At 56.6% G+C, this 11,167-nt stretch carries 13 protein-coding genes; 4 read left to right on the top strand and 9 right to left on the bottom strand.

The window, feature by feature from the left end:
* Positions 1-3: 3 nt before the first annotated feature.
* Positions 4-1,236 (bottom strand): ABC transporter ATP-binding protein, encoded by a 1,233-nt coding sequence (locus tag SIC18_RS00355; protein ID WP_250396006.1) that lies wholly within the window; start codon positions 1,234-1,236, stop codon positions 4-6.
* A gap of 60 nt (positions 1,237-1,296) precedes the next feature.
* On the opposite strand from SIC18_RS00355, the gene cgtA reads away from it, so the two are divergent.
* Complete coding sequence (gene cgtA / locus SIC18_RS00350) at positions 1,297-2,286, top strand: Obg family GTPase CgtA (protein ID WP_413429883.1); 990 nt, start codon at positions 1,297-1,299, stop codon at positions 2,284-2,286.
* Positions 2,287-2,363: 77 nt separating this feature from the next.
* Here cgtA and SIC18_RS00345 read toward each other — a convergent pair whose 3' ends face one another.
* The 4 genes from SIC18_RS00345 to SIC18_RS00330 all read right to left on the bottom strand — a co-directional run bounded on the left by SIC18_RS00345 (position 2,364) and on the right by SIC18_RS00330 (position 6,284).
* Positions 2,364-2,582, bottom strand: a complete 219-nt coding sequence (locus SIC18_RS00345) for a CP12 domain-containing protein (protein ID WP_048347206.1) — start codon at positions 2,580-2,582, stop codon at positions 2,364-2,366.
* A 134-nt stretch (positions 2,583-2,716) separates the two neighbouring features.
* The gene (locus SIC18_RS00340) at positions 2,717-4,636 is read right to left on the bottom strand and encodes an ABC-F family ATP-binding cassette domain-containing protein (RefSeq protein ID WP_413429882.1); all 1,920 of its coding nucleotides are present in this window, start codon (positions 4,634-4,636) and stop codon (positions 2,717-2,719) included.
* Positions 4,633-5,295: a DUF2301 domain-containing membrane protein gene (locus tag SIC18_RS00335; RefSeq protein ID WP_048347204.1), complete on the bottom strand. Its 663-nt coding sequence runs from the start codon at positions 5,293-5,295 to the stop codon at positions 4,633-4,635. The genes SIC18_RS00340 and SIC18_RS00335 overlap by 4 nt, the downstream gene beginning before the upstream one ends.
* Positions 5,292-6,284, bottom strand: coding sequence for a glutathione S-transferase C-terminal domain-containing protein (locus tag SIC18_RS00330; RefSeq protein ID WP_413429881.1), 993 nt, complete (start codon positions 6,282-6,284; stop codon positions 5,292-5,294). The genes SIC18_RS00335 and SIC18_RS00330 overlap by 4 nt, the downstream gene beginning before the upstream one ends.
* Before the next feature lie 55 nt (positions 6,285-6,339).
* Here SIC18_RS00330 and SIC18_RS00325 point away from each other — a divergent pair, with 55 nt between their 5' ends.
* Positions 6,340-7,278, top strand: a complete 939-nt coding sequence (locus SIC18_RS00325) for an aspartoacylase (protein WP_048347202.1) — start codon at positions 6,340-6,342, stop codon at positions 7,276-7,278.
* Here SIC18_RS00325 and SIC18_RS00320 read toward each other — a convergent pair.
* From SIC18_RS00320 to SIC18_RS00305, 4 genes are all read right to left on the bottom strand, one after another.
* Positions 7,267-7,635: a hypothetical protein gene (locus tag SIC18_RS00320; protein WP_048347201.1), complete on the bottom strand. Its 369-nt coding sequence runs from the start codon at positions 7,633-7,635 to the stop codon at positions 7,267-7,269. The two genes, SIC18_RS00325 and SIC18_RS00320, sit on opposite strands and share 12 nt — an antisense overlap.
* A 65-nt stretch (positions 7,636-7,700) precedes the next feature.
* Positions 7,701-8,066, bottom strand: a complete 366-nt coding sequence (locus SIC18_RS00315; RefSeq protein ID WP_053068558.1) for a hypothetical protein — start codon at positions 8,064-8,066, stop codon at positions 7,701-7,703.
* Between the two features lie 89 nt (positions 8,067-8,155).
* A complete protein-coding gene (locus tag SIC18_RS00310) occupies positions 8,156-8,506 on the bottom strand; it encodes a hypothetical protein (protein WP_053068557.1) in 351 nt (116 codons plus the stop codon).
* 32 nt (positions 8,507-8,538) lie between these two features.
* Complete coding sequence (locus tag SIC18_RS00305; RefSeq protein ID WP_167897223.1) at positions 8,539-8,679, bottom strand: hypothetical protein; 141 nt, start codon at positions 8,677-8,679, stop codon at positions 8,539-8,541.
* 198 nt (positions 8,680-8,877) lie between these two features.
* Here SIC18_RS00305 and psbA point away from each other — a divergent pair, with 198 nt between their 5' ends.
* On the top strand, positions 8,878-9,957 hold the full coding sequence (gene psbA, locus SIC18_RS00300) for a photosystem II q(b) protein (RefSeq protein ID WP_006854385.1): 1,080 nt from the start codon (positions 8,878-8,880) through the stop codon (positions 9,955-9,957).
* A gap of 314 nt (positions 9,958-10,271) precedes the next feature.
* Positions 10,272-11,048, top strand: coding sequence for an SDR family NAD(P)-dependent oxidoreductase (locus tag SIC18_RS00295; RefSeq protein WP_053068556.1), 777 nt, complete (start codon positions 10,272-10,274; stop codon positions 11,046-11,048).
* The last annotated feature ends 119 nt before the right edge of the window (positions 11,049-11,167 follow it).

Below are 11,167 nucleotides of genomic sequence, written 5' to 3'. Positions count from 1 at the left end.
TGTTCAGCTCAGCAGGGGGAGTTGAGGTTCATCGGTATCGGCTGGTGGGGGCTCTGGTAAAGCAATGGCGTCCCCAGCCTCATCGAATAACCGCCAGCCATCTGGATCGGCTTCTAGATGAATCGATCCTCCAATCGAAACGTTGAGGCTTGGATCGGCTCTCACCTGTACTAAATGGTCCCCGTCTAGTAGGCGGCAGGTGAGCAGTTGTTCGTTCCCTAAAACCTCACTGTGACTCACTTCCGCTGCGAGGTTTCGGTTGGTTGCGGGTGCAACATGAAGCTGCTCCGGACGGATCCCTCCGCTGATCTGTTGACCTTCAAGGGTCTCCAGCAAGGCCCTAGTGGGACCCTCCACGTTGAGGCGTTTGTCCTGAAGCATCAACGTGGCGCCAGGTCCAACATGCACGGGCAGCACATTCATCGGTGGGCTGCCAATGAATTGGGCCACAAACAGATTGGATGGCCAGCGGTACAGCTCCATCGGAGTGCCCAGTTGCTGGAGGTGTCCCTGATTGAGCACGGCGATTCGGTGGCCCATGGTCATCGCTTCCACCTGGTCATGGGTGACATAAAGGGTGGTGGTCCCGAGTTGCCGCTGAAGGTCAACGATCCGCGCGCGAGTGCTTCCGCGCAATTTTGCGTCGAGATTGCTCAGCGGCTCATCCATGAGAAAGACCTCTGGTTTGCGGGCCATGGCCCGGCCCAGGGCTACCCGTTGTTTTTGTCCACCAGAGAGTTCTTTGGGGCGGCGATCGAGGAGTTGATCCAATTCAAGAGATTGAGCCACATCCTGGATGCGTTTCTCGAGCTGCTGCTCTCGTTGCGAGGGAATTCTTAGAGCCGCGGGGAGACGGCGTGTGTTGCGGTGAAGTTGGTCCTGGAGCTGCTGCAAACGCGTGCGCTGCTGGCTTCTCCTAAGACCGAAGGCCAAGTTGTCGCGAACGCTCAGATGGGGATAGAGCGCATAGCTTTGAAACACCATCGCGACATTGCGCTTCGCTGGCCTCAGTCCAGACACGGGTTGGTTCCCCACCAGGATCTCTCCAGAGCTGGGGGATTCCAGGCCTGCCATCAGTCGAAGAAGCGTGCTTTTGCCGCAGCCAGAAGGGCCAACGAGCACCAGAAATTCGCCGTCAGCGATGCTCAGGGAGAGATCCCGAATGACCTCTACAGGCTCGCCCCCCCCACGGCCGGGATAGTTCTTGCTGAGTGCTTCGAAGCGAACCCCGGCCAAGCTCTTGTCCTCGTACTCTTCGATCCTAGGGTTGGGAATTGGCCCCAACTGAGGCTTGCTGTGCAGTTCATCGACCAAGCGCGCATATCCGTGCGGGGTGGCCGTGGTGGCGATGGCATCGTGGCCTTCCGTCGAGAAAAATATGTCCCAGCGGGAGGTCCCTCCGGTGGTGATGGAGGCCAGGGCGCGGATGTGGTGTTGGAGGCCGATTCCAACCTGCAAACCCTTTTGGATTTCAAATACAAGCGTCTGTTCGCGGGGATCGATGGGCGACGGGGAGGCCCCAATCGCTGCACTGGAGCGTCAGGTCCGCCCCTAGTGATCAAGGTGCCTTGTGGCACTGAGGTCCGACATCTGAGTACGGGCATCGTGCTCGGGGATCTCACCACCCATGAAGAACGCCTCACCGTGGCGTTTGGTGGGCGTGGAGGACTGGGCAATGCCCACTACCTCAGCAATCGAAACCGTGCTCCTGAAAAATGTACGGAGGGTCGCGACGGCGAAGAATGGCCGTTGCAGCTGGAGCTCAAGCTTCTCGCTGAAGTTGGGATTATTGGGCTCCCGAATGCAGGGAAGAGCACCCTGATCAGCGTTTTGTCTGCCGCCCGCCCCAAAATTGCCGATTACCCGTTCACAACCCTGATTCCGAATCTTGGGGTGGTGCGCCGCCCGACAGGAGACGGCACGGTGTTCGCTGATATCCCTGGTTTGATTGCTGGTGCAGCCCAAGGCGCGGGGTTGGGCCATGATTTTCTTCGCCATATCGAACGCACGCGACTACTCATTCACCTCGTGGATGGCGGTGCCGAAGATCCCTTGCTCGATCTTCGCGTAGTTGAAAAAGAGCTTGAAGCCTATGGACATGGGCTGGTGGAGCGTCCAAGAATTCTGGTGATCAACAAACAGGAGCTCATCCAGGAAGAGGATCTTGACGGGATTGTTTCCGCCCTGACTGAGGTCAGTGGACGCACGCCTCTTTTGATATCGGCGGCGATGAGCCGCGGACTGGACGACATGTTGGATCGTGTCTGGAGCGAATTGGGGATTTAGGGCTTGCCGCCGGATCGAGAGTGCATAAAAAAAACCTGCCTTATGGGCAGGTTCATCACCAAGCAGCCCCTAGTGGCTCAGTCGTCGTAGACGCGGCACTCGTCGGCTTCTGGGTTTGCATCGCAATAAAGCTCCAGAGAGGTTGGATCGTGCTTGTCCCCAGGGTTGTGCTCCTTGTATTCCTCAAGTGAATGCAGTTCCTCTGTCAGGTGACGCACCTTGGCTTCGTCGCCTGAAGCACGAGCGGCTTCAATCTCAGACTGATCTTTCTTGATGTGCTCGTCGATGGATTTCATGGAATCGGCGGCTCGTGAAGCCAGTTGCGATACAACTATTTTACGGCTGGTTTCTTCTAAAACCAGTGATCTTGTAGGCGAAATAGTTTCCGTAACAACACACCACCCCTCCCTGAATCATTGGCCACAAGGGCTTATGGCTCCAGTTCGCTGAGCTCCAGCCAGCGCTCCTCACTGGCATGAAGCGAGTCCAACAACGCTGCGAGTTCCAAGCTCAGAGAACTGAGATCTCCTCTCCCGCTAGCAATGGCCTGTTCCAGCTCCTGCTTTCTCTCCTCGAGCGCGGGTAGGTTGCTGTCGAGGCGCTCCAACTCCTTCGATTCCTTAAAAGTGCGCCGTTTCGGCTTGTTGTCTTGAAGTGAGACCCGTTTGGAGGCTGATTTTGCAGGGCGTTGGGCTGTTTCCTGCGCTGCCAGTGTTTCGTTGTGCGCTTTCTCCAGATCGCGACGGTGATCAAGAAATTCGCTGTAGTTTCCTTCAAAACGCTGTAAGCGTCCGCTTTCAAAACAGAAAAGACGATCGACGGTACGGTCCAGGAAATACCGATCGTGCGACACGACGACAACACAGCCACGGAAGTCTTCGAGGAGGTCTTCGAGCACACTCAGGGTTTGGACATCCAAGTCGTTGGTTGGTTCGTCGAGCAGCAGCACATTGGGTGCCTGAATCAACATGCGGCAAAGACTTAAGCGCCTTCGTTCTCCGCCAGAGAGTTTGCTGAGGGGGCTGTGTTGTTGAGCTGGCGGAAAGAGAAACCGTTCCAAGAGCTGGGAGGCACTGAGCTGCTCATGGCCTAGGTCGATCGTGGATGCCGCTTCCTCGACAAAGTCGATCACTTTGCGCTCCAACCCTTTCCCATCGCTGAGGACATCGGTGTGTTGGTCGAGATATCCGAGATGAACGGTCTCTCCAATCTGAAGGGACCCGCAGGTTGGCTGACGCCGTCCCGCAATGAGGTCCAGCAGGGTTGATTTGCCACTGCCGTTGGGACCAATGATTCCGACACGGTCTTCTGGGCTGAAGCTGTAACTGAAGTCTGAGAGCAAAAACGGACCGTCTTTGTTGCCATTAGCCGAAACGGAGAGATGCTCAGCCTCGATCGCGACTTTCCCGATGCGACGACTCACACTGGCCATCTCCAGCTGAGCGCGGCTCTGTTTTGTAGGCGCGGTCCGCATGTCGTCGATGCGTTGCAGACGCGCTTTTTGTTTGGTGCTACGGGCCTTTGGCCCCTGACGCAACCAAGCCAATTCGCGTCGGAGCACGCTTTTGAATTTGGCAGCAGCTGCGGCATCGGCGAGATTTTGTTCGGCTTTTCGCTGCAAATAAGCGCTGTAATTGCCGTCGATGCTCCGTGCTTCCCCCAGCTCAACTTCCACGATCCTGCGGGTCACGCGATCCAGGACATAGCGGTCGTGCGTGACGAGGACGACCGCTCCTGGGTAGCGATCCAGCCAGCTTTGCAACCACTCCACCGCTGCGGCATCGAGGTGGTTGGTGGGCTCATCGAGAAGAAGGACATCAGGACAAGCCACAAGGGCCGATGCCAGTCCAACCCGTTTGCGATATCCCCCTGACAGCGCTTCCACAGGGCTATGAAGATCAGTGATTCCAAGCCTTTGCAAGACTTCCTGGCACTGTTGTTCGAGACTCCACGCCTCGGATTCATCCATTTTTTGACTGAGTACGCCTAGCTCAGCCAGGAGCGTTGAGTTGTCTGGATTGTCGGCAACGGCTTCGCTGAGCTCACTGAAACGCAGAAGCAGGTCTCGTTTCTCCCCACATCCGGCCAACACCTGTTCCAAGACGGTGAGACCTGGGTCCACGCTGCTCTCTTGACCCACGAGCTCAACGCTCAACCGCGACGAGCAACGTCGTTCTCCTTCCCCAAGCGGCTCCTCTCCTGCAAGCACTTTCAATAAGGTCGATTTGCCTGACCCATTAGGGCCAATCAGTCCAAGACGGTCGCCCTCGCGAATGTGCAGGGTGAGGTCGGCAAACAGCGTGCGGATGCCGAAGTCTTTGGATGCATCGACAAGACTGATCAGGCTCACGTGCTCTTGGCCTTACGCAGATCTTCCAGATAAGCAAATACGCTCTTATCTCCAACGTCGGCAGCGGCTTCCATTCCGAATTTGCGCAACGCAAGAAGCACTAGAAGAGCTGAGCAAATCGCCATCATGCTCATGGCTGCAGGACCCGCAAGCAGGCCGCTCAAATGACCAAGGAGTGCCACTGGCAGAAGCAGGGTGAGTCCGATGGCCTCTGGGCGTCTGAAGCAAAAGAATTCCTTGAAGCCGATGCCTGCCAGGGCTGCAAAGAGTGGACCAATCGCAAGGGTCCATAGCGGTTGGCTCTCGACTGCGTTGAAAACCTCAGATGGACCTGACTGGATGGCTAAGACCAGCCAGCCGATGCATCCAGCAGCCCAAAACAATTGAAGGGCTTGATGGAGAGGGCGCAAATAGATGTGAATCCAGCGCAAGGCCAGGCCTAGCGAGAGGGCCAGGGGCAATAGCCATAGGGGCGCCAGTTGGGGCCCTACCAGGATCCATTGCCCGAGTCCAGCACTGAAGCTCAGGCCACAGATCAGCAAGCAGATTCGGTAGCGCTGAACCTCCTGCTGATCCTGAAGGGTGATGCAATAAGTGCCATAGACCCCTTCAAAACAGGGTTCTGATTGATCTGCTCTTGCATTGATGTTGGTTGTCATTCCGGTTGTGCCACTCCCGCCCCTATCAGTCTGCTCAGGTCAGGGCTATCTGGAACAATTCCGCTGGGGTTGAGGGGAAAGAGTGCTCCGAAATAATCCTGTGTCCACCCTTTGCTGTCGCAACTCTCACGGACCCCAGGAAGCACAAAAAAGCGTTGACGCCAACTCCACAGTGCTGGAAACATCCAAAGCGGTTTGGCACTACAGCCGAAGAGCGAGGCATAGACCAGTTCCCAACGGATCAACGTGGGGAAAAGACGGACATCCGCCAGCGTGATTTGTTCGCCACAGAGCCATGGCCCTTTGGCTTGCAAGCTCTCCTCCACTTGCTCCAAAGCGGAGAACAGGGCTTGGCTGGCTTGATCAAAGGCGCGTTGGTTCCGCGCAAATCCACATCGATACACGCCGTCATTGATCGAGGGTTGGATCAATTCCTGCCAGGACTCGATGGCAGGTTTCAAGTCACTTGGGGCGAGATTGAGGGCTGTCTCCTCTGCTGGCCATGAACACAGCGCTGCGCTGAGGGGGGTGCTGTCATTCCCCAGCAATCGGGGTTGATCGGATGGGCTTGCACCTGGATCAACCAGGACTGGCACCGTGGCTCGGTAGCTGGGAGGTGCGCCGCACCGCTTGTAAAGATCAAGCAGGCTCTTGCAACCAAGCCAGGTCGGCTCTAGTCGCCAACGCCCTTCGTCGTGACTGGCCTCGGCCTTCAACAGGTTGATGCTTGAGCTGAGTCCTCTCAGTTGAAACACCAGCCAGACACGATGGGCCCATGGACAACTTCGGCCAACAATCAAATGGGGTTTGGTCGTGCTGGTTCTCGCTTCGAGCGCCTTCTTCTCCAAGACGAGGGTTTGCATCGGCGTGCTGTTCGGGCGCCGATAGTGGCCCTCTTGATCGGCAGGGCCTAGGCCTCCCATCAAGCGGAGCCATTGCCAGCGCCATCCTTCACGAGCGCCGCGCACAATCAGTGGATGGATCGCCATCGTTCTTCCATTTCCACTTATCTTCCTTCAGATTGTTTGTGGCTGCTGAGAGTTGATGCCAAGCCCTCGAGTGCTTGTAGTGGCCGCAACCCATGGGAATGAGATCAATGCGCCTTGGCTGTTGGAACAGTGGCAGCAGCAGCCGCATTTGATTCAGACCCATGGATGCGAGGTTCTCCCGGTGATCGGCAATCCCGATGCCTATGCAGAGGGTTGTCGTTATCTCGACCGTGATCTCAATCGCTCTTTTCGGCCTGATCTTCTGCAGCAGGTTGGTGCAGAGCGGATTCCATCCTCCAAGGTGGATCGCGAAGTTCAGCGTGCCTTCGATCTGGTTAGCCGTTACGGAGTAGGGGGCATCGATGCCTGTGGGGTGGTGATTGATCTCCACACCACCACGTCCTCGATGGGGAACTCACTGGTGGTCTATGGGCGTCGCCCTGCTGATTTGGCGTTGGCGGCCCTCGTTCAGGGACGTTTGGGCCTACCCATTTATCTCCATGAAGCCGATCCAGTTCAGCAGGGATATCTGGTGGAGAGTTGGCCCTGCGGCCTGGTGATCGAAGTGGGGCCCGTTCCTCAGATGGTGCGTCACCACAAAATTCTGACGCAAACTCGTCTAGCTCTCGAGGCCGTTCTTGAGGCCTGCTCTGATGTGTTGGCCTGCCGAGCCCGCTATCCAAGGCAATTGGTGGTTCATCGCCATCTAGGGAGTCTTGATCTCCCACGCTCCCCATCCGGTTCACCCGACGCCTTCCTTCATCCTCGGCGGCAGGGTTCGGACTGGCAGCCCCTGCGTATCGGCGATCCGCTTTTTCAGAAGGCTGATGGCAGCTGCGTTGTTTATGAGGGATCTGATGGCCAGATCCCGCTCTTTATTAACGAAGCGGCTTATGCCGAGAAGGCCATTGCGTTGAGCCTCACTCTCAGGGAGTGCTGGCCTCTGTCTTTGGAATGGACAGAGGCACTGCAAGCGCAGCTATCAGCGGGGTGATCCGTTGTAGATGACCTCATTCACAGATCGGCCATCTGGAGCAATCTGGATCTCTGTTTCCGTGGTGGGTGCACTGCCGTCCTCAGGCCAGCCGGGATCTCCCCCGAGAAATTGAAAGGTGTATCCGTTGCCGTCCTGATTCACTAGGCAATCCCCCCCTCCAGAACTGGTCTGAAACATGCAGGGCTGAGGGCGATAGACACTGAGGCCACCATTTTCGGCAACGGCAGTGTTGCGAGCCAAATTGATCGCCCTGACTTGTGACGCTGGGATGGTGCCTTGAGCGAGACCAGGCGTTGCGCCCATCACGCTTGCACCAGTGATAACGGCCATGGCCGAGAGGGTATGGAGATTCATGCAGAACCATGTGTTGCATCCACATCGGAATCACGGTGACGTGATCTGTCAACTGGATTTTGCACTTAACGGATCGTTCCGTTGTAAGAGACCTCAAGGATTCGCTCACCGTCTCTGGAGACAAGCACCGATGTCTCGATGGTTGGGTTGGGAGGGGTTTGCTGTTGCCAACCTGGAGCACCACCTTGGAATCGGAACAGGAACCCTCCATCGCTGATGGACTCGAGACAGGACCCTGCACCGGTTTCGTACATGCAGCTTGCTGCTCGGTATTGACTTAAGCCCCCATTGAGAGACTCCGCGCGCATGCGCGCGAGATTGGCTGCCTTCGGTTGGGCCAGTGGTAATGGCTTGGTGGACTGGGCCGTTGCATTCGGCGTGAAGAGCCAAATACCGCTGATGAGCGCCAACCCTATTTTGAACTGATTCATCCCGTCATTTTGACGCGATCAATCACTGGTTCAAGGCTTCCAACAGGTCACAGGTGTCAAAGGTTGTGACTGGCTTCTCAGGCACAGCTCTACCCACAGGCCCAGGTGTTTTGTTCTTTGGTGCAGGGAAGATCACTGCGTGTGCCATCAGCCCAGTAAATCCTCAACCTGTCATCACTCGTTCCAGTCCTCAGCGTGAGCGAACTGACAGGGCCTGCAGGAACCTTGTTGCTGTTGTCTGAAGGCGGTGGTAGCTGCTCTCCGACTTGGCGTTCGAGCTGCTCTAGGCGTTGTTCCAAGCGATTGATCGCTTCGCTCTGGGTCTTGTTGACAGGAACCGTTTTTGACGCGCAGGCACTGAGAGCTATTGCTGCACAACTTGCTAAAGCAACAGTGATGACACCACTTTGGAAGCGAGATGCCCTTGAGCTGATTGTCATTGTTCCTGTTGCGACGAAACCAGTTTGGATGGCTAGAAGGCGTTGACTAGTCGTTCGCTCCAGTACACAACCGCTCCTTGGGCTTCAAGCTCATTCCGCCGATGGCGGGCCATGGCCACCGGAACAGTTTCCTCAGTGCGCCGGCCAGCCTGAAGCCATCGAATCAAAACCACGAGACTGTCCTTGAGGGGTCCGTTTAAATCTTAAGCCTTTCTAAAGCTGCTCTTTCGAGGTCGCGCTTGCTTCGGAGCGAAACGGGAGCCTCGTTCTTAAGGATCGAACACAAAGCGCAATCTTGCTTTACATTGCGTGTGGCAGGGCATCCTGCCCTTCCGTAACCGTCTCCTTGCGAGACCTTCTTTTCCGTTCTCATGACTACCACCATCCAGCAGCGCTCCGGCGCTAATGGCTGGCAGCAGTTCTGTGAGTGGGTCACCTCCACCAACAACCGTCTGTATGTCGGTTGGTTCGGTGTGTTGATGATCCCCACCCTGCTTGCCGCTACCACCTGCTTCATCGTCGCTTTCATCGCCGCACCTCCGGTTGATATCGACGGCATCCGCGAGCCTGTTGCAGGTTCACTGATGTATGGCAACAACATCATTTCTGGTGCTGTTGTTCCTTCCAGCAACGCCATTGGCTTGCACTTCTACCCCATCTGGGAAGCTGCCTCACTCGACGAGTGGCTCTACAACGGCGGTCCTTTCCAGCTGGTTGTGTTCCACTTCCTGATCGGCATCTACGCCTATATGGGACGTGAGTGGGAACTCTCCTACCGCTTGGGCATGCGCCCTTGGATCTGTGTTGCTTACAGCGCACCTGTTGCTGCTGCATCTGCAGTGTTCCTGGTCTACCCCTTCGGTCAGGGTTCGTTCTCTGACGCCATGCCTTTGGGCATCTCTGGAACCTTCAACTACATGTTGGTGTTCCAGGCTGAGCACAACATCCTGATGCACCCCTTCCACATGCTGGGAGTGGCTGGTGTTTTCGGTGGTTCACTGTTCTCCGCCATGCACGGCTCACTGGTGACCTCCTCCTTGGTGCGTGAAACCACCGAGACCGAGTCCCAGAACTATGGCTACAAGTTCGGCCAAGAAGAAGAGACGTACAACATCGTGGCTGCTCACGGCTACTTCGGTCGCCTGATCTTCCAATACGCCTCCTTCAACAACAGCCGTAGCCTTCACTTCTTCCTTGCAGCCTGGCCTGTGGTCGGCATCTGGTTCACCGCCCTTGGCGTGTCAACCATGGCCTTCAACCTGAACGGCTTCAACTTCAACCAGTCGATCCTTGATGGTCAGGGCCGCGTCCTGAACACCTGGGCCGACGTTCTTAACAGAGCTGGTCTTGGCATGGAAGTGATGCACGAGCGCAACGCTCATAACTTCCCCCTCGACCTGGCTGCTGCTGAGTCCACACCTGTGGCTCTTCAGGCACCTGCCATCGGTTGATCCGGAACCCAATCCAAGTTCAGGTCAACTGAACGAGGAAGCCCCCGCCTTTCGGCGGGGGCTTTTTTGTGGCTTGTCCTGGTCCGGTCTTGGCTGACGTTGGCTGACGACTCGAGAAGCACGTTGCATGGATAGCAAACAGACCAACACCAATCACCAAACAAGATTCAATCAACGTTGAATGCTTACATCCACCACATCAAATCTTGCAATCACAAATAAACCATCAGCCGATTAATTAAGCCAACACAGCATGTGATGACAGTGATTTTGGTTGCATTCATCCTTTGACTAATCGTCAGCGATTCAGAGAGATGATCTCAATTGATCTCAGCGGCGGGTTGGTGGTGGTGACCGGCGGAGCAGGATCCATTGGCCGTGCCATCGCCAGGCAGGCCGCTCAAGCGGGTGCCTCCATCGCCGTCTGCGACACCAACATCGAGGAGGTGGAAGCCGTTGCTGCCCAGATCAGAACCAACGGTGCAGTCGCAAAGAGCTTCGAGATGGACGTCACCGATCAGGTGGTGGTGAAACAGGTGATGGACCGCGCCGTCAAGGAGCTCGGCCCGCTTCGAGGACTTGTCACCGCTGCGGGAGTGCTGCGCACTGGCCCTCTCTCCAGCCAGAGCCATGAAGACTGGCAGCGTGTGATGGCTGTGAATGTGGACGGTACTCTCCATGCCGTGCAGGCTGCCATTCCTCATCTGGAATCGACGCACGGCTCAATCGTGACCCTGGGTAGTGTCTCGGCATTCATCGGCTCAGCGGATGGAGGGGCTTACACCACTTCCAAGGGTGCCGTGCTCAGCCTCAGTTACGCAGCGGCCGGAGAACTGGCGCCAAGGGGGATCCGCGTGAATAACGTGGCGCCGGGATGGGTGGATGGCGGTTTCACCCATCAGGCCCTTGCAGCAAGCGACAACCCAGAGCGCCTCAGGGAGAGGGCCTCTGCGCTGCACCCCCTGGGTCGGATGGCTTCGACGAGCGATGTTGCCAACGCGGTGATCTGGTTGCTGTCCAATCAGGCAGCTTTTATCACCGGCTCAATGCTGCTGGTTGACGGTGGATTCATGATCCAGCACAACAGCTAGGAGCCGAATCGATGGGCCTTGAGCATTAGGGGTGGTTGGAGATCAACCAACCACACAGCCCTGTTATTGAGGTGTCAGTCTTGCTGGATGGGCTCACTCATGGACGCGGCAATGCTTTA

It is taken from the genome of Synechococcus sp. Cu2B8-bc1011 (assembly GCF_047302735.1).
Classification (GTDB): Bacteria; Cyanobacteriota; Cyanobacteriia; order PCC-6307; family Cyanobiaceae; genus Synechococcus_C.
The sequence above is the reverse complement of the archived record's forward strand: the minus strand, read 5'-3'. Positions and strand labels throughout refer to the sequence as shown.